The following is a 26,178-nucleotide window of genomic DNA, read 5'->3' as shown; positions in this document are numbered from 1 at the left end:
AGAGCAGGGCGATAGGCGCGATGAACCAACAATAAGAGGTGTCCCATGAAACCCTATCTTCTGGCTGCAAGCATAGCATTACTGCCGATATCGGCCTTCGCCGACCCGAGTGCGACGCAAGTGGTGAAAGGGTTTATCGACGCCTATAACCAGCACAGTGTCGAGAAGATGCTGACTCATGTGTCGGACGATGTGCGCTGGATGCATATCTCCGGCAGCAAGATAGAAGTAGAAACCTCGGATAAGGCGCAATTTGGCGCCGCCATGACAGACTATTTCGAGACCCTCACCGGCGCCCAGGCCACCATACTCGAGTTGATCGACTCCTCCCACTATGTCAGCACGGTAGAGCGTGTGACCTGGGAGAACGATGGTGAGCAACTCAGCCAGTGCAGCATAGGGAATTTCCGCGTGCAGGACGGTAAGATAGCCGAGTTTTGGTATCTGCCCGCCCACGCCTGTGACGAGCAGTTAGAGGCCGCCGAGCAAGTCGAGTCTGAGCTAGAGCCTGAGCTCGATCCGAACCAGCCTAACCAGCAGTAGCGGAGGCGTTCGTGCAGCAGAAGTATGTCATCGCGCTCGATCAGGGCACGACCAGTTCGCGTACCATCATCTTCGATCACGACGCCAATGTTGTCGCCATCTCCCAGCGAGAGTTTTCCCAGATCTACCCTAAGGCGGGTTGGGTGGAGCACGATCCCATGGAGATCTGGGCCTCCCAGAGCTCTACTCTGATCGAGGCGCTCGCCAGAGCGGGGATCCACAGCGACGAGGTCGCTAGCATCGGCATCACCAATCAGCGTGAAACCACTGTTCTGTGGGACAAAAGCACGGGTAAACCCATCTATAACGCCATCGTCTGGCAGTGTCGCCGCAGCCAACCCCTGTGTGAATCCCTGAAGGAGGCGGGCTATGAGGAGTACATCAGGCAGAATACAGGCTTGGTGTTAGACCCCTATTTCTCGGCCACCAAGATCCGTTGGATCCTCGACAATGTCGAGGGCGCCAGAGAGAAGGCCGAGGCCGGCGAGCTGCTGTTTGGCACCATAGATACCTGGCTGGTGTGGAAACTCACCGAGGGTAAGGTGCATGTGACTGACCCTACCAATGCCTCACGCACCATGCTGTACAACATTCACCAGCAGGCCTGGGATCCCGTGCTGCTCGAGGCGCTGGATATTCCCGCGAGTATCCTGCCGGAGGTGAAGCCCTCCTGCGCCGTGTATGGCAAGACCCGCATCGCCGGGGAGGGGGGCGAAATCCCCGTGGCCGGCATGGCGGGGGATCAGCAATCGGCCCTCTTCGGTCAGCTGTGTATCGACGAGGGGATGGCAAAGAACACCTATGGCACAGGCTGTTTCCTGTTGATGAACACAGGTCTGCAGGCGGTGCAATCTAACCATGGCCTGTTGACCACCATAGCCGTGGGACCAAAGGGCGAAGTTAACTATGCCCTGGAGGGCTCGGTATTCATGGGCGGCGCCACCATTCAGTGGCTGCGCGATGAGCTGGGGCTGATCCGCGATGCTCAGGACACGGAATATTTTGCCCTTAAGGTCAGCGACAACAACGGTGTGTATCTGGTGCCGGCCTTCGTGGGGCTCGGGGCGCCTTACTGGGATGCCAGTGCTCGCGGCGCCTTGGTCGGCCTATCCAGGGGAGCGAATCGCAACCATATCATCCGCGCCGCCCTCGAGGCGATTGCTTATCAAAGCCGGGATCTGCTCGATGCCATGACCAAAGACAGTGGCGTGCAGCTGAAACAACTGAAGGTGGATGGTGGCGCGGTCGCCAACGATTTTCTGATGCAGTTCCAGGCAGATATTACCGACGTCGAGGTGCAGCGACCTAAGGTGACTGAAACCACGGCCATGGGGGCAGCCTTCCTGGCGGGCCTCGCGGTAAGCTTCTGGCAATCGACGGCCGAGTTGAAACACAAGGCGGGCGTGGAGCGCTGCTTTAAGCCGGCCATCGCCGACGATGAACGTGAAGCCTTGTATCTTGGATGGAAACGTGCGGTTGCTCAGGTGACCAGCGAATCTGTGGGCTAATCGCCAGACACTGATATTAGGCGTTGATATTAGCAGTCGATGTTAGACGTCGATATCGATACGGGGCAGTGGTGAGTCCAATGCTTCTTTTTCTGTCTCTTCTTCGGCCTGTTTCTGCGCCTGTAGGCGTCTGGCCTGGCCTCGTCGATCGTCGCGCCCGGGTCTGGGATTGATGCGCCTGTCAGTCTGGCGACGACGTTCCAGATGGGGCGGCAGCTGCGACTGGGGCGCCTCATGACTGTCGGCGTGGATGGCATCTATGTGCTCAGTCTGATCCACCACGCGCTTACGTGTTACCACGCGTTGTACCGGTCTGGCTAACATGGCGTACAGGCTATCTAGGGCAACCATCTCTCCTCCTTTTTAGGTTGGGTATAACTCCTCTAACCTATTTATCGGCTGCTTCTGCTTAAAATTTAGACATCCTGTTCGCTATATTCGTTCAAAGTGGCGGTTTCGTTCAGGAGGGCAGCTTTCGATCAAGAGGCTGCCTTCGTTTACGAGGCCTTAGCCGGACTCACTGCCTGCTCGGCATCACTCTGTGCCTTCTGCCAGAACCTTAGCTGCGCGCGGCTGGTGAGCGCGATCTTGCCCTGGTGGCAATTATGCTGACAGCTGAGGCGAATGCCCTGGGCCAGGTGTTCCTGCTTGAGGCGGGCTTGCTCTTCGACGGTCGCCTGCGGCGCCTGCTCCAGGAATCGGACGCGGCACATGCCGCACTGACCGCCACCGCCACACTGGCTGGGGATGCGAATTCTGTCGTTATTAAGATTATCAAGCAGATTTCCAGGTGCCAGAGTGAGGCTTTCGAGCGGCTCGCCGTCTGGGGAGAGTAAGGTTAATTGCCGCTCTCCCTTGTCTGCGCTTCTATTTACCTGCCAGCTGAAGTAGTCACCGGCGGCCAGTTTGCGCACCAGCACCCAGGCGCCGCTGAGGCCGAGTAGCAGGGCGGCGGAGGCAATCAGCTGGGTCGCCAGGTGATTGAAGTTCACGCCATTATTCGGGAAATAGTCGATAAAGTGCAGCATGAAGAGCAGCTGCTTGAATCGCGAGCCCTGGTTTTCGTGGGCCTTGACCTGACCGCTCTGGCCGTCGATGAAGATCTGTGTGCCTAGCTCATCCTGGGTATCGAAGCGGTAGAAGGCCGGGTTGCCGCCATAGCGCTGCGCTGCTTCTTTATCGACAATGGGCGAAGAGAGCCTGGCTTCCCCTATATAACTCTGCCGGGCGAGCCGTACCAACTGCTCGTTATTCAAATTCACCGCCTCACCAGTATCGCCCCAAAAGGCGAGGGTGCCGCCGCTCGTCTTCAGGCGATAGACCGGGCGCTCCAGCAGCGCGGCGAACTCGACACGCTTAAGGCTTAATTGCTCAGCGTTCTTATTTGTCAGTTGGCTCGTTATTTCTGCCATTATCTCTGCCAATGTCACCGTCGGCTGAATTAACCTGACGTTGTTTTGCTCTTGGTTACCAGGCTTGGCGCGCATGGTATTGGCATCTAACAGCTGGTCATCGATCAGGTTAAATGCCAGGCCGGTCAGGGTCCAGATGAGAAGCTGGGCACCGACTATGAGTCCCAGGATGCGATGTAAACTTCTTGCGCTAATCATACTAAGTCTCATGCTGGCTCCTCCTCGCCCCGTTTAAAGGCGATGAGGAGTAGCAGGGCGCCGGAAAGCGCCGTCAGTAGCGCTAGCAGACTAAAGCCGGTCAGTAGCGGATTGTGCACATCTTCCCTAGTGTCATAGTCCATGATGTGCAGCATCCACATGAAATCGAACAGGCGCCAGAAGTCATGGCGCTTGGTCACCAACTCGCCGCTGCTGGCCGAGATATAGAGGCGTGAGTCGAAGGCATCGTTAAGGTTTATCTGCCACAGGGGCAGGTGACGTCCACCGATCTCGGCCGGTGCCGACTCGGTTAACAGCTCGCTGCTGGCGTTTGATAGGTCGCCGGGATGGAGCAGGCGGGCAAGCTGCATCGCATCCTGCTGGCTTAGCGGCTCGAGCGGCTCGCCATCTTGGCCAGAGAGATAGAGAGCTTTGCCGTCGAGCCTGAGTTTATAGATGGGGCCAAGCGCCGTCGGGAGCAACTCTAGTCTGCTAGCTTCGGGATAACGTGAGAAGATCGTCTCGGGCGATATGGTTAGCTGACTAGCGTCCAGCGTGAGCCTGGACTCGTCAACGAGATGATCGCCATGGATATAGTCAATATCCATGATCACCATATAGAGGCCGGAAATTAACCAGATGAGGAGTTGTGTCCCTAGGAACAGGGTCAACCATTTGTGTGATTTTCGAAGCCAGCGGCTCTGTTTGGGTGTCAGCATAATTTTAGTTTTTATTGGCCATCATAGGGATCAAGCCGCCTTTGGGCAAGGCATAATAGGCGTGACTCCAACTGTTTAGGGTCGAACAGACGGGTCGGTTTCATCTGCTCGCGTCGATCCCACAGATCATGGCCTGAATTTGGGACGGCGATCCACTTATCGATCCACCAAAGCCTGTAGGTCCTCCACTTCTGTTTGTTTTTTCAACATATTTGACCCTGAAATTCCCACAAATTGTCCCTGGTTTGGCTGTAGTTACAAATTTACAAACTGGCTGCGAACCCGCTTGAATACTGGCTTTATAAATGGTGGCATCCCTTGACAATGCTTGCACACTATCTCTAAACTTAGCATTTGTGGGAAATTGTGGATATTTGTGGATCTATTAACCAGAAAAACAAGGACGAGCTAACGTGTTTCGTGGAGCGAGTGCTATTAATCTTGACGCCAAAGGCCGGATCGCGATCCCAAAGCGATACCGCGAGCGCCTGCACGTCGATTTTAACAGCCAGCTGGTGATCACGGTCGATTTCGATGCCGCCTGTTTGCTCATCTATCCACTCGAGGCTTGGAAAGCGATAGAAGCCAAGCTGTTACTGCTGTCAGATACCCAGGGACCGGAGCGCGCCATGAAGCGCTTGTTACTCGGTTATGCCCATGAGTGCGAGTTAGACAGCAATGGTCGCCTGCTACTGCCCCCACCGCTACGCCAATATGCCAACCTGGATAAGCACGCGATGCTGGTGGGGCAATTGAACAAGTTTGAGCTGTGGGATGAGGCGGCCTGGCAGCAACAGATTGAACTTAGCCGTGAAACGATTCAAAGCGATGCCTTTGCCAATAGTGAGCGTTTGGCGGACTTCTCTTTGTGATAAGAGAATAACCATAAGTTAAAGAAGAGAGCGATGACTCAAGAATTTGCGCATTTATCCGTGCTGCTGACGGAAACGGTAGCCGGACTCAACATCAAGCCAGAGGGCATCTATATCGATGGCACCTTCGGCCGCGGCGGACACTCTCGTGAAGTGCTCAAGCAATTGGGCCCTAATGGACGCCTGATCGCCATCGACCGTGATCCCCAGGCGATCGCCGCCGCAGAGCAATTTGCCGATGATGCGCGTTTCTCAATCGTTCACGGTGGTTTCGGCCAGCTGGCCCAATATGTCGACGATCTCGGCCTCAGAGGCAAGATCGACGGCATTCTGTTCGATTTTGGGGTCTCTTCCCCTCAGCTAGACGATGCCGAGCGCGGCTTTAGTTTCCTGCGTGACGGGCCGCTGGACATGCGCATGGATAACTCCCAGGGTGAGACCGCCGCCGAGTGGCTGGCCCGCGCCGAGATAGAAGATATGGCCTGGGTATTTAAGACCTATGGCGAGGAGAAGAACGCCCGCCATATTGCCCGTTGTATCGCCGCCGACCGAGACAAGACGCCTTTCTTGCGCACCAAGGAGCTGGCGGATCTGATCGCCAGGGTGAGCAAGAGCAAGGAGCGCAACAAACATCCGGCCACCCGCGTATTTCAGGCGATCCGTATCTATATCAACAGCGAGCTTGAGCAGATCGATCAGGCGCTGGAAGGGGCGGTTACCGTATTGGCGCCCCAGGGACGTCTGTCGGTGATCAGCTTCCATTCGCTGGAAGACCGTATGGTGAAGCGTTTTATTCGCCGCCATAGCCAAGGTGAGTCTGTGCCCCACGGGTTACCGCTGACCGAGGCCGAAATAAATAAAACACGATTACTCAAGGCCGTGGGTAAGGCGATTAAGCCGTCGGCCGAGGAAATTGACCGCAATGCCAGGGCGCGTAGCTCAGTGTTGCGGGTTGCCGAGCGATTAGACTACTAATCCTGTCGAGCAGACGTAAGAGACTAGGGGAACGCTAGTGAGTAAGTCACAACTTAACCTGACTCGTATCGTATTACTCGATCTTTGGCACCACAAGTGGGTGCTTTTGATGGCTTTTATTGTGATTGCGAATGCCATTTTGGTGGTTTACACCAGCCATTCCAGTCGCAAGTACACCAGCCAGTGGGATCAGTTGCTGCAGGAGCGTGACCGCTTGGATATCGAATGGCGCAACCTGTTGCTGGAAGAGCAGTCGCAGTCGGAACATAGCAGGGTGACACGGATTGCCACGAAAGAGCTGGAGATGAAGCGGCCGTTACCCAACGAAGAAGTGGTGGTGAGAGTACCATGAGCAAGCAGGCGAAACGTAAACAGAAACCACAGCTGATCCACTGGCGTCTCTACGTCGTGGTCGGTTTCGTGTGTCTGCTGTTTACCAGCCTGGTGGGCCGCGCCGCCTATATTCAGATCATTGAGCCGGAAAAATTGCGTCACGAGAGTGACATGCGCACCCTGCGTACCACGAGTAACGAGGTACACCGCGGCATGATCACCGACCGCAACGGTGAGATGCTGGCGGTGAGCGTACCGGTCAAGGCGGTTTACGCCGATCCTAAGGTGGTGCACGATCGTAACGGTTTTGCCGATATGCGTCGCTGGCAGGCGCTGGCCGACGTGTTGCACGAGCCCAAGGAGGAGATCCTCGCGCGGGTGCAGACCAATCCCAAGAAACGTTTTACCTACCTCAAGCGTCAAGTCACACCTGCGGTGGCCGAGTATATCAAGCAGCTCAAGCTGCCCGGCGTCTACCTCAAGGCCGAATCACGCCGCTACTATCCCACCAGTGAGATCAGCGCCCAGCTGGTGGGCCTGACCAATATCGACGATAAGGGTATCGAAGGGATCGAGAGCACCTACAACGACTGGCTCACAGGTACGCCCACCAAGCACAAGGTGCGTAAGTCCCGTGACGGCCACGTGGTGGAGCGCCTGGATACGGTACAGACCGGCGAGAGCTCTAACGATCTGGTGCTGAGTATCGATCAGCGTATCCAGCAGCTGGCTTACCGCGAAATCAAGCGTGCTACCGAGATCAACCAGGCTACCTCGGCCTCTATCGTGGTGCTCGACGTGCACACCGGCGAGGTGTTGGCCATGGCGAATACCCCCAGCTACAACCCTAACTCCCGAGATAACCTGCAAAGCTATCGCATGCGTAACCGCGCCCTGACTGACGCCTATGAGCCGGGTTCCACCATCAAGCCCTTCGTGGTCGCCGCGGCGCTCGAGGCCGGCACCATCAAGGAAGATCAGATCTTCAAGACACATCCGGGCCGCGTGCGTATCGGCGGCAAGATAGTGCGTGACGGTCGCAACTATGGTGACATGTCACTGGCCGATGTCTTGGTGCATTCCAGTAACGTGGGGATGACACAGATCGCCTTGTCGATGCCGGTACAGGAGCTGCTGGGTTACTACCAGGCCATGGGGCTGGGTAACTATTCTGGCATCAATTTGCCGGGCGAAAGCGCCGGTCTTATCCATGACCGTCGTCGTTGGTCCGATTTTGAGCGGGCAACCCTCTCCTTCGGTTATGCCCTGACCGTTACACCACTGCAGATCGCCCGCATGTACGCCATGTTGGGTAGCGGCGGCGTGCTCTATCCCTCTTCGATCCTCAAGCTGAAGAAGGAACCCGAGGGTGAGCAGGTGATCTCACCCGAGGTGGCCCGCAGCGTGATGCAGATGCTGATCGGGGTAACTGAGCCAGGCGGCACCGCAAAGAAGGCCCATATCGACGGTTACCCGGTTGCGGGTAAGACGGGAACCGCCCGTAAGGCCGTGGCCGGTGGCTATGGTGAAGACTATGTCGCACTATTTGCCGGAGTCGCGCCCGTACACAATCCGAGACTTGCCATGGTGGTGGTGGTCAATGAGCCCAAGGGCGATCGTTATTATGGCGGCGATGTGGCCGCTCCCGTGTTTGCCAAAGTGATGTCAGGGGCACTACAGATGTTAAATGTTGAGCCGATTAGCGCTCGAGAAAAAGTTCAATTAGCCGGTAATGTCAGGAGGGGCGAATAGTGCAGCTATGCGATCTCCTAGCCCCCTGGTTTCATTATGCCGGTGGTGAGTCCCTCAGCCATCTAACGCTGGATAGTCGCGAGATAGGCCAGGGCAGCGTGTTTGTCGCCGTGCCCGGTCACAGGGTCGATGGCAGAGACTATGTCGATACCGCCCTGTCGCAAGGAGCCGTAGCGGCACTTATTCATACCGACGACCCGGCAGAGCATGGCAAGGTGAGCCAGGACAATGGCCTGCGTATCTATTTCTTTCAGCTGCAGCGTCAGCTGTCGGCGCTCGCCTCTCAGCTCTATGTGCTGGGACGGGATAGGATCAAGCTGATCGGCGTAACCGGCACCAATGGTAAGACGTCCGTGACCCAGTTGATTGCTCAGCTAAGCGATGGTCTGGGCAAGCCCGCCGCCGTCATGGGCACCCTGGGCAATGGTCTGTGGGGCCAGCTGGTCGACAGCGGTAACACCACGGCGGATCCCATTACCGTGATGCGCCAGCTAGAAGATTTTGACCGCCAGGGCACGGCCGTGTGCGCCATGGAGGTCTCCAGCCATGGCCTGGTACAGGGACGGGTTGACGCCGTGCCCTTCGATGTGGCCGTGTTTACCAACCTGAGCCGGGATCATCTCGACTACCACGGTTCTATGGATGCCTATGGCGCGGCCAAGCAGCGCCTGTTTAGATTCAGTTCACTGAGCCATGGCCTGATCAACCTCGACGATCCTGTTGGGCGTCAGTGGATCCAGGATAAGCGCTGCAAGGGCTTGGTGGGCTTTAGCATTCAAGGCCAGGAAGGCGCCGCTATCTATACCAAAGAGGTGAAGCAGCATAGCCAGGGCGTCAGCGCGACCTTAGTCTGGCCCGAGGGCGAGGCGAAGATCGACTCGCCCCTGCTGGGTATCTTTAACCTGTCTAACCTGGTGGCGGCCTTGGGGGCTCTTTACCTGAGCGGCTACGCCATGGTGCAGCTGTTGACTCAGGTGTCCAGCCTCAAGCCTGTGGCGGGGCGCATGGAGCGTTTCACTACACCAGAAGGGGTTACCCTGGTGGTGGATTACGCCCATACGCCGGACGCCATAGAGCAGGCACTAAGAGCCCTGCGTGGTCACTGCCGCGGCAAGCTGTGGTGCGTCTTTGGCTGTGGTGGCGATCGTGATAAGGGCAAGCGGCCCTTGATGGCCCGCGCCGCCGAGGAGAATGCCGACTGCGTCATGGTGACCAGCGACAATGCTCGCAGCGAAGATCCCATGGCGATCATTCAAGATGTATTGGCCGGACTCAACAAGCCGCAGATCGCCCTGACCCAGGTCGATAGACAACAGGCGATCCGCGAGGTGGTGACCCTGGCCTCCAGTGGCGACCTCATTTTGCTGGCCGGTAAGGGCCATGAGACCTATCAGGAGATCGCCGGCAAGCGCCTGGATTATGATGAACGCGCCCTGGCGGCGGCAATTGCGAGGGGCGGCAAATGATCCCACTTAAACTGTCAGAGCTCGCCAAGGTACTGAATGCCAAGCATATCGGCGACGATTTAAGCGTCAGCAAGGTATCGAGCGATAGCCGGGTGGTGGATGCACAGACCCTGTTTGTCGCCTTAAAAGGTGAACGTTTCGATGCCCACGATTTTGCCGCCAAGGCGGTGATGGATGGCGCCAGTGCCCTGCTGGTGGAGCGTGAACTGCCGATTGCCGCGCCGCAACTCATAGTGGCTAACAGTCAAAAAGCCATGGGCCAGATTGGTGCCCATGTGAAGCGGTGCGTCGCGCCCAAGAGCGTGGCCCTGACCGGCTCTAACGGCAAGACCAGCGTCAAGGAGATGGTGGCGACCATATTGTCGACCCAGCACCAAGTGCTCTATACCGCAGGCAACTTCAACAACGAAGTGGGTGTGCCGTTGACCCTGCTGCGCCTCGAGCCGCAACACGAATATGGCGTGTTCGAACTGGGTGCCAATCATCTAGGCGAGATTAATTACACTTCATCTTTAGTGCAACCCGATGTGGCGATGGTTAATAATGTCGCTTCGGCGCATTTAGAGGGTTTTGGCTCGCTCGAAGGCGTGGCTAAGGCCAAGTCTGAGATCTTCCTCCACCTGGCTAAGGATGGCGTCGCCGTGATCAATGCCGACGACGCATTTGCCGATGTGATGCGCCGCGCGGCCGGTAGCCATACCCAGTTGAGTTTTTCATCCCAGGGGAATCCTGCAGATGTCAGCGCCGATGAGCTCAGCGCCGACGCCTTGGGCTGTTATCGCTTTCGAATCGCGTATCGGGATGAGCAGCGTACCGTCAGTCTGCCGCTGTCGGGCCGTCATCAGGTGAGTAACGCCCTGGCGGCGACCAGCATCTGTCTGGCGCTGGGATTGTCGCTGGATGAGATAGTTCAAGGGCTTATGCGGTTACAACCCGTGAAGGGGCGTATGCAGCCGACACGTCTGGGACGTTTCTTGCTGATAGACGACACCTATAACGCCAATCCGGCCTCGGTGGGGGCGGCAATCGACTGGCTTCAAGAAATTGAAGGAAATCGCTGTTTAGTGCTGGGCGATTTAGGTGAATTAGGTGACAATGCGTCCCTTTTACATCGGCAGCTGGGCGAGAAGGCCAAGCAGCAGGGGATCGATGCCTTGTATTCACTGGGAGAGTTGAGTCGGGCGAGTAGCGAGGCTTTCGCCGGCAAGCATTTTACCGACTTAGATGCATTGGTTGTTGATTTAGTTAGTTATTTTAACCAGTTAGCCGGCAAGGTGACTGTGTTAGTTAAGGGGTCTCGAAGCGCCAGAATGGAGCGGGTTGTCGAGGCCCTCATTGCCGCCTTTGAGCGCAAGGAGTTGTTTTAATGCTGGTTTATCTGGCTGAGTATCTAACCCAGTTTTATACCGGGTTTAACGTTTTCTCATATGTGACCTTCAGGGCGATCCTAGGGCTGTTGACCGCCATGGTGTTTAGCCTGTGGTGGGGACCTAAGATGATCGAGCGTCTGCAACTGCTGCAGATAGGTCAGGTGGTCCGTAACGAAGGACCCGAGTCGCATTTTGCCAAGCGCGGCACACCGACCATGGGTGGCCTGTTGATCTTGGCCGGCGTGTTCATCAGCGTGTTGCTATGGGGCGATCTGGGTAGCCGCTACGTGTGGGTCATGCTCTTCGTGCTGGGCGCCTTTGGCCTGATCGGCTTCATCGACGATTATCGCAAGGTGGTGCGCAAGGACACCAAGGGACTTATCGCGCGCTGGAAGTATATCTTGCAGTCCCTGGCAGCCTTAGCCATCGCCTTCTATCTGTATGCCTCGGCGGGCAGTGAAGGCGAAACCCAATTGGTCCTGCCCTTCTTTAAGGATGTGATGCCACAGCTGGGCGCCTTCTTCATCCTGCTGGCCTACTTCACCATAGTGGGCTCGAGCAATGCGGTGAACCTGACCGATGGTCTAGATGGTCTGGCGATTATGCCGACCGTGATGGTGGCGGCTGCTTTTGCGCTGATCGCCTATCTGTCTGGTCACGTGCAGTTTGCCAACTACCTGCATATTCCTTATCTGCCTGGCTCGGGCGAGCTGGTGATCGTCTGCACCGCCATCGTCGGTGCGGGCTTGGGCTTTTTGTGGTTCAACACCTATCCGGCCCAGGTCTTCATGGGTGACGTGGGATCCCTTTCTCTGGGCGCTGCACTGGGCACCATCGCCGTGTTGGTGCGTCAGGAGATCCTATTGGTGATCATGGGCGGCGTATTCGTGATGGAGACAGTTTCTGTGATCCTGCAGGTCGGCTCCTATAAGCTACGCGGTCAACGTATCTTCAGGATGGCACCTATCCATCACCACTACGAGCTGAAAGGTTGGCCCGAGCCCAGGGTGATCGTGCGTTTCTGGATCATCTCCCTTTTCCTGGTGTTGCTAGGCTTAGCAACCTTAAAGTTAAGGTAAGACGCCATGGCGAGTCAGTACACGCACATAGTATTAGGATTGGGGGCTACAGGGCTCTCTGTAGTGCGTTATCTCATTAAGCAGGGCATCACGCCTCTGGTGATGGACAGTCGTGAGAATCCGCCGGGTCGCGAGATCCTGAGCCAGGAGTTTCCCGAGGTGCTATTGCTCACCGGCGGCTTCGATTGTCGCTACCTGGTGCAGGCTAGCCAGATCGTCGTTAGTCCCGGCATCCCGCTGGATACCGCCGAGGTGCGCGCCGCGGTGGATATGGGCATAGATATCGTCGGCGACGTCGAGCTGTTCGCCAGGGCGCTGGCAGATCGCCCCGCCTGCGTCATCGGCATCACGGGATCTAACGGTAAGTCGACCGTGACAACCCTGGTGGGTGAAATGGCCGCCAAGGCGGGCCTCAAGGTGGCCGTGGGCGGCAATATCGGCGTGCCCGTGCTGGACCTGCTCGATGGTGACCATGAGTTGTTTGTGCTGGAGTTATCTAGCTTCCAGCTGGAGACGACGGCTAGCCTCAACTGCATCAGCGCCACCTGCCTGAACATCAGTGAAGATCACATGGACAGGTATTCGGATCTCGAGAGTTATCGTCAGGCCAAGCTGCGTCTGTATGACCAGACCAAGCTGGCGATCTTCAACCGCGACGATCTGCTGACTCGCCCGAATGAGCCTATGAACCAGAATAGCTTTGGCCTCTCTCTGGCAGAGGGGGATGAATGGGGCGTTAACCACGGTGTCCTGGTGCATGGCACGACAGAATATGTTGCCGGCGATCAGGTTTCACTGGTGGGCAGTCACAACCTGGCCAACTTGCTGGTTGCTATGGCCCTGGCCGATAGCGCCGGTGTCGATAAGGCGGCCATGGTCGAGGTGGCGAAACAGTTTAAGGGGCTGGCTCATAGATGCGAGCTTGTGGGTAAGCATCAGGGCGTGAGCTATGTGAATGATTCCAAGGCGACCAATGTGGGCGCCACCATAGCGGCCCTGCAGGGGCTGAGCGACCATGAAGGTCAGATTATTTTAATCGCCGGCGGTGACGGCAAGGGCGCCGACTTCTCGGCGCTACGCGGCGCACTGCTGGGCGTCGGTCAGGTGATCACCCTGGGTAAGGATGGCGACAAAATTGCCGAGCAGTTCGAAGGCGCTGTTCGCGTCGAATCGATGCAAGAGGCGGTCGCTCAGGCGACTCAGCTGGCTAAGCCGGGCGATCTGGTCCTGCTGTCGCCAGCCTGTGCCAGTTTGGATATGTACGCCAACTTCATGGCCAGGGGCGATGATTTTCGTGCCCAGGTGAATGCCTTGGCCCAAGAGGTGATGCATGCGTAGCGACGAGCGTCAACTAAGCCTGTTTGGCAGCTCCCTTAGCTGGTCGCTGCCGAACCTGTTTAGTCAACGCGAAGCGCCGGGCATGCAGCTCTATGACAGAGCCTTGCTGTTTGCGATCATCTCCCTGATAAGTTTCGGCTTCATCATGGTGATGTCGGCCTCTATGCCAGAGGCCACGAGTTTAACGGGCAACCCCTACCACTTCGTGTGGCGCCATGTGGCCTACCTGATGGGGTGCGCCCTGATCGCCGCCGTGGTGTTGCAGATAGAGATGCACAGCTGGCAGCAGCTGAGTCCTATCTTGCTGCTGGTCGTCGGCATCATGTTGGTAGCAGTGCCGATCGTGGGCACCACGGTAAACGGGGCGACCCGTTGGTTATCGGTGGGGCCTATTCGTATTCAGGTGGCCGAGATCGCCAAGTTTGCCTTTGCCATCTATATGGCGGGTTATCTGGTGCGGCGACATCAGGAGGTGCGGGAAAACGCCAAGGGCTTCTATAAGCCGATTGCCGTATTTGCCGTGTATGCCTTTCTGATTTTGCTACAGCCGGATCTCGGTACCGTGGTGGTGCTGTTTGTCGGCACCGTAGGTTTGTTATTTTTAGCCGGTGCAAGATTACTCGATTTCTTCGCGCTGATCTTGACCGGAGCCATGGCCTTCGTCGGCCTGGTATTGCTGGAACCTTACCGTATGCGACGGGTGACCTCGTTTCTGGATCCTTGGCAGGATCCCTTCGGTAGCGGTTATCAGCTGACCCAATCCTTGATGGCCTATGGCCGCGGGGATTGGCTGGGACAGGGCTTGGGCAACAGCATTCAGAAGCTGGAGTACCTGCCCGAGGCCCACACAGATTTTATCTTTGCCGTGATCGGCGAAGAGCTAGGATTTCTCGGCATCATCGCCGTGTTGTCGGTACTGCTGTTTGTCGCCCTGAGAGCGATAAAGCTGGGTAACCTGTGTCTGCTTGGCGATCGGGCCTTCGAGGGCTATCTGGCCTATGGCATCGGCATCTGGATCTGTTTCCAGACTGTGGTCAACGTGGGCGCCAGCATAGGCATGTTGCCCACCAAGGGGCTGACATTGCCCTTTATCAGTTATGGCGGCAGTAGCCTGTGGGTGATGACGGCAGCGGCAATGATATTGATCCGTATCGATCATGAGAGAAGATTAAGCCTGATCCAGGCAGTACAAGGCAAGGTGAAATAGATGGCGTCAGAGAAACGTATTTTGATCATGGCGGGCGGCACGGGCGGACACGTGTTCCCGGCGCTTGCCGTGGCCAAAGCGTTAGCCAAACAGGGTTGGCAGGTGCGCTGGCTTGGCACCGCCGATCGTATGGAGGCACGTCTGGTGCCTCAGCATGGTTTTGATATCGATTTTATCGATATCAAGGGGGTGCGCGGCAACGGCCTGATCCGTAAGCTCGCGGCGCCCTTTAAGATCTTACGTTCCATCATGCAGGCGCGTGAGGTGATCAAAGAGTTTAAACCCCATGTGGTGCTCGGCATGGGCGGATTCGCCAGCGGCCCGGGTGGGGTTGCCGCCAGGCTGAGCGGCATCCCTCTGGTGCTGCACGAGCAAAACGCCATCCCAGGCATGACCAACAAGTTGTTGTCGCGCATCGCTACCCGCGTGCTATGCGCCTTCGAAAACACCTTCGAGGGCAATGCCGAGGTGGTGGGCAACCCGATCCGCAGCGAGCTGATCGCCCTGGGACGTAGTGAGCAGCCTATCGTTCCGGACGATGCTCTTAGGGTGTTGGTGGTCGGCGGCAGCTTGGGGGCCAAGATATTTAACGACCTGATGCCTAGCGTGACGGCGGCCGTGGCCCAGCACCATTCGATGACGGTATGGCATCAGGTGGGTAAGGGTAATCAGGCACAGGTGGAGGCGGAATATCTGCAGCTGGGACAGTCCGGCAGCGTCAAGGTGGCCGAGTTTATCGATGATATGGAAGCGGCCTATCGCTGGGCCGACGTGATCTTGTGCCGTGCGGGCGCCCTGACTGTGTCAGAGGTAGCGGCGGTGGGGCTACCGAGTCTCCTGGTGCCTTACCCCCATGCGGTAGACGATCACCAGACCAAGAATGCCCAGGTCTTGGTGGAAGCGGGCGGCGCATTTTTGCTGCCGCAGACAGTATTAGATAGTGAGAAGTTGATCAGCAAGTTGCAGATCTTGGCTTCAGACCGTAAGGCCCTCATTGAGATGGGGCAGCTGGCCAAGAGTGTTGCCGTATTAGATGCCACAGAGCGGGTCGCCGCCGTGTGTATCGCGCTGGCAAGTAAGGAAAAAGATGATTAAAACCGAAGAGAAGTACGCCCAATTAAGAACCATCATTCCAGAGATGCGTCGCGTTAAGCGGATCCACTTTGTGGGGATCGGCGGCGCGGGTATGGGCGGTATTGCCGAGGTCTTGGTAAACGAAGGTTATCGTCTTAGCGGTTCCGACATCGCCGAGAATGCCGTGACGGCGCGCCTGAAGCGCCTTGGCGCGGCGATCTTCATCGGTCACAGCGCCGATCAGGTCGAGGGCGCCGATGTGGTGGTGGTCTCGACGGCCATCGATGCCAGTAACCCAGAGATTTTAGCGGCCCAGGAGCGACGCATCCCCATCGTTCGCCGGGCAGAGATGTTGGCCGAGCTGATGCGTTATCGCCACGGCGTGGCGGTGGCCGGTACCCATGGCAAGACGACCACTACCAGTCTGATCGCCAGCGTCTATGGTCAGGCCGAGCGGGATCCGACCTTCGTGATCGGCGGCCTGCTGAACAGTGCCGGCACCAATGCCCGTTTGGGTAAGAGCCGTTACCTGATCGCCGAGGCCGATGAGAGCGATGCCAGCTTCCTGCATCTGCAACCCATGGTGAGTGTGGTCACCAACATCGAAGCCGACCACATGGATACCTATGAGGGAGATTTCGAGAAGCTGAAATCCACCTTCGTCGACTTTTTGCATAACCTGCCGTTCTACGGCGTGGCCGTGGCCTGTATCGACGATCCCGTGGTGAGAGAGATACTGCCCCGCATCGGCCGTAAGGTAGTGACCTATGGTTTCAGCGATGATGCCGACGTGCAGGCGCTTAACTTCGAGCAGCAGGGGTATAGCTCACGCTTTACCGTGCGCCGTGAAGGGATGGCGGATCTGGACCTGCGGGTTAATCTGCCGGGTCGTCACAATGTGCTCAATGCCCTGGCGGCCATAGCCGTGGCCACAGAAGATGAGATTGAAGATGAGGCGATCATCCGCGCCCTGGATGAGTTCCAGGGGATAGGGCGTCGCTTCCAGCAGCTGGGTGAGTTTACCACCGCAGCGGGCGAGGTGATGCTGGTCGATGACTATGGTCATCACCCCAGTGAGGTGGCGGCAACCATCAAGGCGGCGCGTTCCGGCTGGCCGGATAAGCGTCTGGTGATGATCTATCAGCCCCACAGATATAGCCGCACCCGGGATCTCTATGACGATTTCGTCGAGGTGCTGGCCCAGGTGGACTGCCTGTTACTGCTCGACGTTTATAGCGCCGGCGAGGCGCCGGTACCCGGTGCAGACAGCCGCGCCCTGTGTCGCTCGATTCGTCAGCGTGGCCAGCTAGATCCTATCTTCGTGGCCGAGCCCGAGCAGTTACAGACGATACTGCCAGGGGTGTTGCAAGGGGGCGATCTGCTGTTGACCCAAGGGGCGGGCAATATCGGCGCCCTGAGTCGTCAGCTGGCCGACGCCGGTTTGCAGTTTGAGTCGGAAAACCAATGAGGTTGAGGGCATCTTGCCCTGGCCTCGATGAAGCTTTTGACGCTAGAGGTGAGGTAGTTATAATGGCCGGTTCCTTAGGACTGCCCTCTGGCAATAAATTGGTTAATTTTTATACATTTAATGATGCGTTAGGGCGATAAGCAGTGTCCTTAAGAGAGCTAGGTAGCGGTTGGAAAAGTAGGTTGGGACAGGTCGATTGGTACCTGTGTTTCGGCTTGATTTTTCTGTTCCTGGTGATCTGTGGTTTATCCATGGGAGGCTGGAAGCTTCACCTGGTACTGAACGACGCCGATGCCCTGCCGATTGAGGCGGTGGCGATCAAGGGTGACAGGCAGTTTACCAGCGACGCCGAGATACGCAGTGCGCTGCAGGATCTGATGCAGAGAAGCTTCTTCTCGGCAGATGTGAATCAGGTACAGCAGGCGCTGGAAAATCTGCCCTGGGTCTACCACGCCTCTGTGAGGCGCGAGTGGCCTGCAAAGTTAAAGGTCTATCTGGTGGAGCAGACGCCGGTTGCCCACTGGAACGAGACAGATTGGCTCAACGAGCAGGGGCAGGTGTTTAAGGCGCCCCATCGTGAGGGCATAGGCCAGCTACCCAATCTGGTCGGCCCGGAAGATCAGGCGAAGTCTGTGTTGACTAACTATCGCCAGGTCAGTGAATTATTGAAGATCAACGGGTTCGATTTGGCCCGTTTAGAGTTAAGCCCCAGACATGCCTGGTTAGCCGTGCTGGCCAACGGCATAGAGTTGAAGCTGGGAAGGGAAGATAAGATGGCAAGGGTGCAGCGCTTTATCCATGTGTATCCCACATTGGTGAAACAGGATAAGCCCGTTGCCCGAGTCGATTTGCGCTACGATACCGGATTGGCCGTAGGTTGGGATGAAGCACAAGATGAGAGCCGTTAATTAATGACCAAGAATCAAGATAGAAATCTGATCGTTGGATTAGACATAGGAACGTCCAAAGTTGCTGTGATCATCGGTGAGGTACTACCCGATGGTGAGATCAGTGTGGTCGGCCTCGGCAGTCACCCCTCCCGCGGTATGGATAAGGGCGGGGTAAACGATCTCGACTCTATCGTGCGTAGTGTGCAGCGCGCGCTGGATCAGGCCGAGTTGATGGCCGACTGTCAGGTAGCCTCGGTATACCTGGGGATCTCGGGCAAGCATATCCAGTGTCAGAACGAAAACGGCATGGTGTCGATTAACGACGAAGAGGTGACGCAGGAAGATGTAGACAACGTCATCCATACCGCGCGTTCGGTGAAAATCCCGACAGAACGTCGTATTCTGCACGTCTTGCCGCAAGAGTATGCCATCGACGTACAAGACGGTATCCGCAGCCCAATCGGCATGTCGGGTATGCGTATGGAAGCCAAGGTGCATATCGTCACCTGCGCCAACGACATGGCCAAGAATATTACCAAGAGTGTCGAGCGTTGTGGCCTGAAGGTGGATGACCTGGTGTTTTCGGCCATCGCCTCGGCTGATGCCGTGCTCACCGATGATGAGAAAGATCTCGGCGTCTGCCTGGTGGATATGGGCGGCGGCACCACAGATATCACCATCTACACCAATGGCGCCCTGCGTCACTGCGCCGTGGTACCTGTGGCCGGCAACCAGGTGACCAGCGATATCGCCAAGATCTTCCGCACGCCGCTGTCACATGCTGAGCAGATTAAGGTGCAATACGCCAGCGCCAGAAGCGCCATGGTGAGCCGCGAAGATAGCATTGAGGTGCCATCGGTCGGCGGACGTCCATCGCGCACCATGTCGCGCCATACCCTGGCCGAGGTGGTCGAGCCAAGATATCAGGAGCTGTTCGAGCTGGTGCGCAAAGAACTGCGCGACTGCGGCCTGGAAGATCAGGTCGCCGCCGGTATCGTACTCACGGGCGGTACCGCATCGATTGAAGGCGCGGTGGATGTCGCCGAGGCGACCTTCGGCATGCCGGTTAGGGTGGCCGAGCCGTTGCCGGTAAAAGGATTATTTGAATATGTGAACCAGCCCATCTACTCCACGGGTGTTGGGTTGTTACATTATGGTGCAAGACGTGTGCTCGAGCGACAGTTCGAGCGCCCCGAGCGCCAAGGGGTGACCAGTCTTTGGAATCGGGTCCAGAGCTGGTTTAAGGGTGAGTTTTAAGGTTAATAACGCAGACTAAAACGGAGAAAAGACCATGTTTGAGATCATGGATAGTCATTCCGATGAGGCGGTGATCAAGGTCATCGGCGTCGGTGGCGGTGGTGGTAACGCCGTCGAGCATATGGTGAAACACAATATCGAGGGTGTTGAGTTCGTTGCAACCAATACCGATGCCCAGGCGCTGCGCAAGTCGGCCGCGGGTACGACCATTCAGTTGGGACGCGATGTAACCAAGGGTCTTGGCGCCGGCGCCAACCCAGAGATCGGTCGTCTGGCGGCCGAAGAAGACAGAGAGAATATCCGCAGCGCGATCAAGGGCTCGGACATGATCTTTATCGCCGCCGGTATGGGTGGTGGTACGGGTACAGGTGCAGCCCCTGTCGTTGCCGAGATCGCCCGTGAAGAGGGGATTCTGACCGTTGCCGTGGTGACCAAGCCGTTCCCATTCGAAGGCAAGAAGCGTATGGCTTATGCCGACCAAGGCATCGAGATGCTGGCTAAGCATGTGGACTCGCTGATCACTATTCCTAACGAGAAGCTGCTCAAGGTTTTAGGCCGTGGCACTTCGCTGTTAGATGCGTTTGCGGCGGCTAACAACGTGTTGCTTGGTGCGGTACAAGGTATTGCCGAGCTGATCACCCGTCCGGGTCTGATTAACGTCGACTTCGCCGACGTTAAGACTGTGATGTCTGAGATGGGTAACGCCATGATGGGTACAGGCGTCGCCAGCGGTGAAGATCGCGCCGAAGAAGCGGCCGAAGCTGCCGTGGCCAGCCCGCTGCTGGAAGATATCGATCTGGCTGGTGCCCGTGGCGTATTGGTGAACATTACCGCCGGTATGGACATGAGCATCGAAGAGTTCGAGACAGTGGGTAACCATGTTAAGGCTTATGCATCAGATAACGCGACTGTCGTTGTGGGTGCGGTTATCGATCCAGAGATGAGCGACGAGCTGCGTGTAACCGTCGTCGCAACCGGAATCGGCGCCGAGAAGAAGCCTGATATTCAACTGGTTTCTAAGCCTGCGCCGCGTCCAGAGCCAATGCCAGCACCTGAGGTCAAGATTGAACTTCCAGTGGAAGAAGCTGTCCCACAGGCAATGGGGGCGGGTAATGTTGTGCAGGTAGCACAACCAGCCGCGGCCGCCGCGCCTAAGAGTGACCTTGATTACTTAGATATACCGGCATTTTTGCGTAAGCAAGCTGACTAGTTTCAGGACGGAGCGTGCTAGTCGGCGCCATATACCTGAATGTGGTACGACGATTTTCGTCGGTAAATTTTGGTGAATTGGCAAAGATATGCTAGCATGTCCGACCTGCTGCGCCTTTGTGCGCCGTTTTGCTGTGCAGAAATAAACGCTTTTTGGTTGTGATATAACGGGTAACTAAATGATTTTTCAAAGAACTGTTAAAGAAATGGTTAAGACCACCGGTGTCGGATTGCATTCCGGTAACAAGGTGACTTTGACGATCAAACCCGCGCCAGTTAATACAGGGATCGTGTTGGTTCGTACCGACTTGACGCCAAGCGTGGCCATTGCCGCCAAGGCGGATCAAGTGCGTGAGACGACCATGTGTACGGCGCTTGTGAATGACGAAGGTGTTCGTATCTCAACGATTGAGCATCTGTTTGCCGCCCTGGCAGGTTTAGGCATAGACAACGCGACAATCGAAGTCGATGCCCCTGAGATCCCCATTATGGATGGCAGCGCCAGCCCATGGGTCTTCCTGTTGCAATCTGTCGGCATTCAGGAGCAAAGCGCAGCAAAGAAATATCTAAGAATCAAGCGCCCTGTGCGTGTCGAAGATGGTGATAAGTGGGCCGAACTGCGTCCATTCAAGGGTTTTCGAGTCGATTTCGCGATCGATTTCAATCACCCTGAGATCGCCAGAAGTCAGCAGCATATGGTGATGGATTTTTCCTCTTCTGCCTTCGTTCGCGATATCAGCCGCGCCAGAACCTTTGGGTTTATGCGCGACATCGAATATCTGCGTGCCAATAACCTGGCATTAGGTGGCAGCATGGAAAATGCCGTTGTGCTTGATGAATACCGCGTCCTCAACCCCGATGGTCTGCGTTATGAGGACGAGTTTGTTAAGCACAAAATTCTCGATGCGTTCGGTGATCTCTATGTCGCCGGTCACGCTATCGTCGGTGAATTCCGTGCGTTCAAGACAGGCCACGCGCTGAACAATCAGCTGGTTCGTGCCCTGTTAGCCGAGCAAGATGCTTGGGAATTGGTAAGCTTCGAGAAAGAAGAAGAGGTACCAGTCAGTTTCGCCGTGCCAGCCGGTGCGGTTTTGGCGTAACGCTTATTTGGATTGCCTTGAACGGCTGGCTAAAGCAGCCAGCCGTTTTAGTTTTTGGCCTAGGGAACCTTCTATATGCTCGGCCAAGGCGTCGATATGCGCCGCAGCGGTTTCGCTTATCTGGTTGTGAGCCTGCTTTGATTTTGTCTCATACATTTTCAGGCTTGGGTTGACTTTAACCTCGATAGCGGACAGCATGGGGAGCGTTTCGGCTTGTAACTGCTGTAAAAGTTTGGGTTTTTGGAAGTTTATTCTCGCGGCCCATGCGGCGGTACTGGTTTCGATAACGAGCACACCTTGACGGAAGTTGGCAACTTTTAGTTGTTCCGAGACAGGACCGGTGATCACCTGTTTAACATAGTGATCCAGGTGAAGCAGTAGTTCTGCTTTTTCGGCGATAGAGGGCAATTGACCCTGCTGAAGCAGTAATTGACTGAGGTCCTGCGGGGGCTTTTTCATAACATAATAAAATGGCTTAATGAGGCTATGAGTGTAACAGTTTTTATTCAAGGTCGGAATGGTGCGACGCGCTGGCAGCCGGGTAAGCGTTGGCTATTATTACCGGTTTTGCTTATTGCCGCAGGCACTGGCTTATATCAGCATAACGCCAAACAAATTCAGCAGCAGCAGGCCAGCGTCGATAACGAACGTGTTGCTCGTGAAGAGCAGAAAAACGAGCTTATCGAACTTAAAGGCGCGACCGAATCGCAATTGGCGATCTTGGTTACCCACGTGGCTAAGATGCAGGCCAAGCTTGCACGTCTCGAGGCCCTGGGCCAGCAAGTTGCAAAAGATTACAAACTCGAAGATCAATTCGATTTCTCTTCTGAAGTCGGTGTTGGCGGCCTGAGCGAGCTGGGCAGCAACATCGAACTCGATCAGCTTATCCAGGACATGGATAGGCTAGTGTCACGAATAGATAACAATAATGTTCAATTATCACTACTTGAAACGGTGACATCTAATCTCCATATAGATGAAGAACGTTATATCTCAGGGCGTCCCATCCAGAAAGGTTGGTTGTCTTCGCCCTACGGTTTACGCAATGATCCCTTTAACGGCCGCAGAACCATGCACAAAGGCATAGACTTTGCTGGCAAAGAGGGAGCCGATGTTGTCGCCACCGCGGGCGGCGTCGTAACATGGGCAGGCAATATGTTTGGTTATGGTGAGTTGGTCGAGATAGATCATGGCAATGGTCTGCGAACTCGCTATGGACACAATAAGTCTTTGTCAGTAGCTGTAGGTGATGTGGTCGCAAAAGGCGAAAGTATTGCCAAAATGGGGAGTACGGGTCGTTCGACCGGTCCCCATGTGCATTATGAAGTGTTGCGTGGTGGACAGCAGATAGATCCTAAGAAGTATGTCTACCGCAAGGCAGGTTAAACTAAAATAGGCTTTTAGACTCGACAGGGACTTAGCCAACAACATAAAAGTGGTTCAGATGTTTGGTAAATTACTGACAAAAATATTTGGTAGTCGTAACGATCGCACCCTAAAAACTCTCGGTAAGATTGTCACAAAGATTAATGCCCTCGAAGCGGATTTTGAGAAGTTGTCCGACGAGGAACTCAAGGCCAAGACGGCCGAGTTTAAGGAGCGATTGGAATCGGGCCAGACGCTGGACGACGTCATGCCGGAAGCCTTTGCCGTAGTGCGCGAAGCCTCTAAGCGTGTGTTTGAGATGCGTCACTTCGACGTGCAGCTACTGGGTGGTATGGTACTGGACAGTAACCGTATCGCCGAGATGCGTACCGGTGAAGGTAAGACGCTGACCGCAACTCTCCCTGCCTATTTGAATGCCTTGACCGGCAAAGGGGTTCACGTGATCACAGTGAACGACTACCTTGCCCGTCGCGACGCGGAAAATAACCGCCCTCTATTTGAATTCCTGGGTATGACAGTCGGCGTGAACATCGCCGGTATGGGTCAGGCCGAGAAGAAGATGGCCTACGCGTCTGACATTACCTATGGTACCAACAACGAATTTGGTTTCGATTACCTGCGCGACAACATGGCATTCTCGCCAAACGAGCGCGTGCAGCGCCCGCTGCATTATGCACTGATCGATGAGGTCGACTCGATTCTGATCGATGAGGCGCGTACGCCACTGATCATCTCGGGCGCCGCAGAAGACAGCTCTGAGCTTTATATCAAGATCAACACCCTGATCCCTCACCTTATCCGTCAGGACAAGGAAGATACCGAGGAAGAGATCGGCGATGGCGATTACTCTATCGATGAGAAGGCCAAGCAGGTTCATATGACGGAGCGTGGTCAGGAGAAGGTAGAAGTCCTGTTGACCGAACGTGGCATGTTGGCCGAAGGTGATTCGCTCTATTCTGCGGCTAATATCTCACTGCTGCATCATGTCAACGCGGCGCTACGCGCTCATACCCTGTTTGAAAAAGATGTCGACTACATAGTACAGGACAACGAAGTGATCATCGTCGATGAGCATACGGGTCGTACCATGCCGGGTCGTCGCTGGTCGGAAGGTCTGCACCAGGCGGTAGAAGCCAAAGAAGGGGTTCATATTCAAAATGAAAACCAGACGCTGGCGTCTATCACCTTCCAGAACTTCTTCCGTCAGTATGAAAAGCTGGCCGGTATGACAGGTACTGCCGATACCGAAGCGTTCGAATTCCAGCACATCTATGGACTGGATACCGTAGTTATCCCGACCAACCGTCCTATGGTTCGTAAGGACCACGCGGATCTGGTCTATCTGACGGCGGAAGAGAAGTACGATGCCATCATCAAAGACATCATAGATTGTCGTGATCGAGGCCAACCTGTATTGGTGGGTACAGTCTCTATCGAACAATCTGAGTTGCTCCATAGCATGCTCAAGAAGGCTAAGATCCCTCACGAGGTACTTAACGCTAAGTTCCACGAGCGTGAAGCCGAGATCGTTGCCCAGGCGGGTCGCAGTGGTGCGGTGACCATCGCAACTAACATGGCCGGTCGTGGTACCGATATCGTGTTAGGCGGTAACTGGAACATGGAGATCGATGCCCTCGAGAATCCAACTGCCGAGCAGAAAGCCAAAATCAAGGCCGATTGGCAGGTGCGCCACGACGAAGTGGTTGCCGCCGGTGGTCTGCATATTCTAGGTACCGAGCGTCATGAGTCGCGTCGTATCGATAACCAGCTACGTGGCCGTTCGGGTCGTCAGGGTGATGCAGGTTCATCACGCTTCTATCTGTCGATGGAAGATAGCTTGATGCGTATCTTCGCCTCTGAGCGTGTCTCATCTATGATGAAGAAGCTTGGCATGGAGAAAGGTGAAGCGATTGAGCATCCATGGGTGTCTCGCGCGATTGAAAATGCCCAGCGTAAGGTTGAGGCACGTAACTTCGATATCCGTAAGCAACTGCTTGAGTTCGATGACGTGGCCAACGACCAACGTCAGGTAGTATATGCTCAGCGTAACGAGTTGATGGATGCCGAAAGTATTCAAGACACTATCGTTAATATCCAGGCCGATGTGGTTAATGGTCTTATCGATCAGTACATTCCACCGCAATCGGTGGAAGAGTTGTGGGACATCGCCGGCCTAGAGACGCGGCTCGAGCAAGAGTACGCGCTAAGAATGCCAGTCCAAGAGTGGTTGGATAAGGAAGACGACCTGCACGAAGAGACGCTGCGTGAGCGTATCGTCGAGATCTGGGTGAAGGCTTATAAGGCTAAAGAAGAGATGGTCGGTGCCCAGGTGCTACGTCAATTCGAGAAGGCCGTAATGCTGCAGACCCTGGATGGCCTGTGGAAGGAGCATCTGGCGGCGATGGATCATCTGCGTCAGGGTATCCACCTACGTGGCTATGCACAGAAGAATCCTAAGCAAGAGTATAAGCGTGAGTCCTTCGAGCTGTTCCAGCAGATGTTGGAATCTTTAAAGCATGACGTGATCAGTATTCTCTCTAAGGTACAGGTTCAGGCTCAGTCTGATGTCGAAGAGATGGAAGAGCGTCGTCGCCAGGAAGAAGCTAAGGTGCGCCGCGATTATCAGCACGCCGAAGCCGAAGCCCTCGTGGGTGCAGAAGAGGCACAAGCCTTGGCCGCGACTCAGCCTGTGGTTCGTGAGGGGGAGAAGGTTGGCCGTAACGATCCTTGTCCTTGTGGTTCGGGACGTAAGTATAAGCAGTGCCACGGCAAGTTGAGCTAAGACTAAGTTAAGTAAAAGCATTAGTTAAGCAACAGCATTAGTTAAACAAAAACATTAGCTAAGCTATAACTTAGTAAGTGGGCTGATTTAGCCAAACATAATATAAAGCCATCCTTAGGATGGCTTTTTTGATCCCCGAGTTTCCATGACCAGCAGGCATAAAATTGGCCTAAATGCCAATATTTGTGGATAACTTTGGGGGTAAATAGTGCGTATGATGTGACTATCTAAAAAGATCGA

Annotated in this window: 23 protein-coding genes; 19 read left to right on the top strand and 4 right to left on the bottom strand. The window is 55.6% G+C overall.

The window, feature by feature from the left end; all coding sequences use genetic code 11:
* Positions 1 to 45 precede the first annotated feature (45 nt).
* The gene (locus K0H81_RS18080; protein ID WP_220059221.1) at positions 46 to 543 is read left to right on the top strand and encodes a nuclear transport factor 2 family protein; all 498 of its coding nucleotides are present in this window, start codon (positions 46 to 48) and stop codon (positions 541 to 543) included.
* Between the two features lie 11 nt (positions 544 to 554).
* Positions 555 to 2,051, top strand: a complete 1,497-nt coding sequence (gene glpK, locus K0H81_RS18075; RefSeq protein ID WP_220059220.1) for a glycerol kinase GlpK — start codon at positions 555 to 557, stop codon at positions 2,049 to 2,051.
* A gap of 42 nt (positions 2,052 to 2,093) precedes the next feature.
* On the opposite strand, the gene K0H81_RS18070 is transcribed toward glpK, so the two are convergent.
* The 3 genes from K0H81_RS18070 to K0H81_RS18060 form a co-directional block, all read right to left on the bottom strand.
* Positions 2,094 to 2,402, bottom strand: a complete 309-nt coding sequence (locus tag K0H81_RS18070) for a hypothetical protein (RefSeq protein ID WP_220059219.1) — start codon at positions 2,400 to 2,402, stop codon at positions 2,094 to 2,096.
* A gap of 146 nt (positions 2,403 to 2,548) precedes the next feature.
* Positions 2,549 to 3,673, bottom strand: a complete 1,125-nt coding sequence (locus K0H81_RS18065; protein WP_220059218.1) for a 2Fe-2S iron-sulfur cluster-binding protein — start codon at positions 3,671 to 3,673, stop codon at positions 2,549 to 2,551.
* The gene (locus K0H81_RS18060; RefSeq protein ID WP_220059217.1) at positions 3,670 to 4,380 is read right to left on the bottom strand and encodes a peptidase; all 711 of its coding nucleotides are present in this window, start codon (positions 4,378 to 4,380) and stop codon (positions 3,670 to 3,672) included. The genes K0H81_RS18065 and K0H81_RS18060 overlap by 4 nt, the downstream gene beginning before the upstream one ends.
* A gap of 413 nt (positions 4,381 to 4,793) precedes the next feature.
* Here K0H81_RS18060 and mraZ point away from each other — a divergent pair, with 413 nt between their 5' ends.
* From mraZ to lpxC, 15 genes are all read left to right on the top strand, one after another.
* Positions 4,794 to 5,252, top strand: coding sequence for a division/cell wall cluster transcriptional repressor MraZ (gene mraZ / locus K0H81_RS18055; RefSeq protein ID WP_011867258.1), 459 nt, complete (start codon positions 4,794 to 4,796; stop codon positions 5,250 to 5,252).
* 33 nt (positions 5,253 to 5,285) lie between these two features.
* On the top strand, positions 5,286 to 6,227 hold the full coding sequence (rsmH, locus tag K0H81_RS18050; protein ID WP_011867257.1) for a 16S rRNA (cytosine(1402)-N(4))-methyltransferase RsmH: 942 nt from the start codon (positions 5,286 to 5,288) through the stop codon (positions 6,225 to 6,227).
* Positions 6,228 to 6,264: 37 nt separating this feature from the next.
* Complete coding sequence (gene ftsL / locus K0H81_RS18045) at positions 6,265 to 6,579, top strand: cell division protein FtsL (RefSeq protein ID WP_011867256.1); 315 nt, start codon at positions 6,265 to 6,267, stop codon at positions 6,577 to 6,579.
* Positions 6,576 to 8,312 carry a peptidoglycan D,D-transpeptidase FtsI family protein gene (locus tag K0H81_RS18040; protein ID WP_220043507.1) on the top strand — a complete coding sequence of 579 codons (1,737 nt, stop codon included), beginning with the start codon at positions 6,576 to 6,578 and terminating at the stop codon, positions 8,310 to 8,312. The genes ftsL and K0H81_RS18040 overlap by 4 nt, the downstream gene beginning before the upstream one ends.
* The gene (murE, locus tag K0H81_RS18035; protein ID WP_220060892.1) at positions 8,309 to 9,778 is read left to right on the top strand and encodes a UDP-N-acetylmuramoyl-L-alanyl-D-glutamate--2,6-diaminopimelate ligase; all 1,470 of its coding nucleotides are present in this window, start codon (positions 8,309 to 8,311) and stop codon (positions 9,776 to 9,778) included. Before K0H81_RS18040 ends, murE begins: the two co-directional genes overlap by 4 nt.
* Complete coding sequence (locus tag K0H81_RS18030) at positions 9,775 to 11,145, top strand: UDP-N-acetylmuramoyl-tripeptide--D-alanyl-D-alanine ligase (protein ID WP_220059216.1); 1,371 nt, start codon at positions 9,775 to 9,777, stop codon at positions 11,143 to 11,145. The genes murE and K0H81_RS18030 overlap by 4 nt, the downstream gene beginning before the upstream one ends.
* Positions 11,145 to 12,227 (top strand): phospho-N-acetylmuramoyl-pentapeptide-transferase, encoded by a 1,083-nt coding sequence (gene mraY, locus K0H81_RS18025; protein WP_011867252.1) that lies wholly within the window; start codon positions 11,145 to 11,147, stop codon positions 12,225 to 12,227. Before K0H81_RS18030 ends, mraY begins: the two co-directional genes overlap by 1 nt.
* 6 nt (positions 12,228 to 12,233) lie before the next feature.
* Complete coding sequence (gene murD / locus K0H81_RS18020) at positions 12,234 to 13,565, top strand: UDP-N-acetylmuramoyl-L-alanine--D-glutamate ligase (protein ID WP_220059215.1); 1,332 nt, start codon at positions 12,234 to 12,236, stop codon at positions 13,563 to 13,565.
* A complete protein-coding gene (gene ftsW / locus K0H81_RS18015) occupies positions 13,558 to 14,772 on the top strand; it encodes a cell division protein FtsW (RefSeq protein ID WP_011867250.1) in 1,215 nt (404 codons plus the stop codon). Before murD ends, ftsW begins: the two co-directional genes overlap by 8 nt.
* Entirely contained in the window at positions 14,773 to 15,867 is a 1,095-nt protein-coding gene (murG, locus tag K0H81_RS18010) for an undecaprenyldiphospho-muramoylpentapeptide beta-N-acetylglucosaminyltransferase (protein WP_220059214.1), read from the top strand.
* Positions 15,860 to 17,314: a UDP-N-acetylmuramate--L-alanine ligase gene (gene murC, locus K0H81_RS18005; protein WP_220059213.1), complete on the top strand. Its 1,455-nt coding sequence runs from the start codon at positions 15,860 to 15,862 to the stop codon at positions 17,312 to 17,314. Before murG ends, murC begins: the two co-directional genes overlap by 8 nt.
* A gap of 143 nt (positions 17,315 to 17,457) precedes the next feature.
* Positions 17,458 to 18,222 (top strand): cell division protein FtsQ/DivIB, encoded by a 765-nt coding sequence (locus tag K0H81_RS18000; protein ID WP_144201745.1) that lies wholly within the window; start codon positions 17,458 to 17,460, stop codon positions 18,220 to 18,222.
* Positions 18,223 to 18,225: 3 nt separating this feature from the next.
* Positions 18,226 to 19,461: a cell division protein FtsA gene (ftsA, locus tag K0H81_RS17995; protein WP_011867246.1), complete on the top strand. Its 1,236-nt coding sequence runs from the start codon at positions 18,226 to 18,228 to the stop codon at positions 19,459 to 19,461.
* A 34-nt stretch (positions 19,462 to 19,495) separates the two neighbouring features.
* Positions 19,496 to 20,671 (top strand): cell division protein FtsZ, encoded by a 1,176-nt coding sequence (ftsZ, locus tag K0H81_RS17990; protein WP_011867245.1) that lies wholly within the window; start codon positions 19,496 to 19,498, stop codon positions 20,669 to 20,671.
* Positions 20,672 to 20,849: 178 nt separating this feature from the next.
* The gene (lpxC, locus tag K0H81_RS17985) at positions 20,850 to 21,770 is read left to right on the top strand and encodes a UDP-3-O-acyl-N-acetylglucosamine deacetylase (RefSeq protein WP_011867244.1); all 921 of its coding nucleotides are present in this window, start codon (positions 20,850 to 20,852) and stop codon (positions 21,768 to 21,770) included.
* Between the two features lie 3 nt (positions 21,771 to 21,773).
* Here lpxC and K0H81_RS17980 read toward each other — a convergent pair whose 3' ends face one another.
* Positions 21,774 to 22,229: a DUF721 domain-containing protein gene (locus tag K0H81_RS17980; protein ID WP_144201747.1), complete on the bottom strand. Its 456-nt coding sequence runs from the start codon at positions 22,227 to 22,229 to the stop codon at positions 21,774 to 21,776.
* 27 nt (positions 22,230 to 22,256) lie between these two features.
* Here K0H81_RS17980 and K0H81_RS17975 point away from each other — a divergent pair, with 27 nt between their 5' ends.
* Both K0H81_RS17975 and secA read left to right on the top strand, forming a co-directional pair.
* Positions 22,257 to 23,156 carry a M23 family metallopeptidase gene (locus K0H81_RS17975; RefSeq protein ID WP_011867242.1) on the top strand — a complete coding sequence of 300 codons (900 nt, stop codon included), beginning with the start codon at positions 22,257 to 22,259 and terminating at the stop codon, positions 23,154 to 23,156.
* Positions 23,157 to 23,214: 58 nt separating this feature from the next.
* Entirely contained in the window at positions 23,215 to 25,938 is a 2,724-nt protein-coding gene (gene secA / locus K0H81_RS17970) for a preprotein translocase subunit SecA (RefSeq protein ID WP_144201749.1), read from the top strand.
* The last annotated feature ends 240 nt before the right edge of the window (positions 25,939 to 26,178 follow it).

It is taken from the genome of Shewanella halotolerans (genome assembly GCF_019457535.1).
GTDB lineage: Bacteria > Pseudomonadota > Gammaproteobacteria > Enterobacterales > Shewanellaceae > Shewanella > Shewanella halotolerans.
Note: the sequence above shows the minus strand (reverse complement) of the source record. Positions and strands in the feature narration are given on the sequence as shown.

Excerpts from the sequence above, each read along its gene's own strand:
- K0H81_RS18080 (WP_220059221.1), top strand. The coding sequence starts at position 46 with ATGAAACCCTATCTTCTGGCTGCAAGCATAGCATTACTGCCGATATCG.
- K0H81_RS18070 (WP_220059219.1), bottom strand. The coding sequence starts at position 2,402 with ATGGTTGCCCTAGATAGCCTGTACGCCATGTTAGCCAGACCGGTACAA.
- K0H81_RS18065 (WP_220059218.1), bottom strand. The coding sequence starts at position 3,673 with ATGAGACTTAGTATGATTAGCGCAAGAAGTTTACATCGCATCCTGGGA.
- K0H81_RS18060 (WP_220059217.1), bottom strand. The coding sequence starts at position 4,380 with ATGCTGACACCCAAACAGAGCCGCTGGCTTCGAAAATCACACAAATGG.
- rsmH (WP_011867257.1), top strand. The coding sequence starts at position 5,286 with ATGACTCAAGAATTTGCGCATTTATCCGTGCTGCTGACGGAAACGGTA.
- K0H81_RS18040 (WP_220043507.1), top strand. The coding sequence starts at position 6,576 with ATGAGCAAGCAGGCGAAACGTAAACAGAAACCACAGCTGATCCACTGG.
- K0H81_RS18030 (WP_220059216.1), top strand. The coding sequence starts at position 9,775 with ATGATCCCACTTAAACTGTCAGAGCTCGCCAAGGTACTGAATGCCAAG.
- mraY (WP_011867252.1), top strand. The coding sequence starts at position 11,145 with ATGCTGGTTTATCTGGCTGAGTATCTAACCCAGTTTTATACCGGGTTT.
- murD (WP_220059215.1), top strand. The coding sequence starts at position 12,234 with ATGGCGAGTCAGTACACGCACATAGTATTAGGATTGGGGGCTACAGGG.
- ftsW (WP_011867250.1), top strand. The coding sequence starts at position 13,558 with ATGCGTAGCGACGAGCGTCAACTAAGCCTGTTTGGCAGCTCCCTTAGC.
- murG (WP_220059214.1), top strand. The coding sequence starts at position 14,773 with ATGGCGTCAGAGAAACGTATTTTGATCATGGCGGGCGGCACGGGCGGA.
- murC (WP_220059213.1), top strand. The coding sequence starts at position 15,860 with ATGATTAAAACCGAAGAGAAGTACGCCCAATTAAGAACCATCATTCCA.
- ftsA (WP_011867246.1), top strand. The coding sequence starts at position 18,226 with ATGACCAAGAATCAAGATAGAAATCTGATCGTTGGATTAGACATAGGA.
- ftsZ (WP_011867245.1), top strand. The coding sequence starts at position 19,496 with ATGTTTGAGATCATGGATAGTCATTCCGATGAGGCGGTGATCAAGGTC.
- lpxC (WP_011867244.1), top strand. The coding sequence starts at position 20,850 with ATGATTTTTCAAAGAACTGTTAAAGAAATGGTTAAGACCACCGGTGTC.
- K0H81_RS17980 (WP_144201747.1), bottom strand. The coding sequence starts at position 22,229 with ATGAAAAAGCCCCCGCAGGACCTCAGTCAATTACTGCTTCAGCAGGGT.
- K0H81_RS17975 (WP_011867242.1), top strand. The coding sequence starts at position 22,257 with ATGAGTGTAACAGTTTTTATTCAAGGTCGGAATGGTGCGACGCGCTGG.
- secA (WP_144201749.1), top strand. The coding sequence starts at position 23,215 with ATGTTTGGTAAATTACTGACAAAAATATTTGGTAGTCGTAACGATCGC.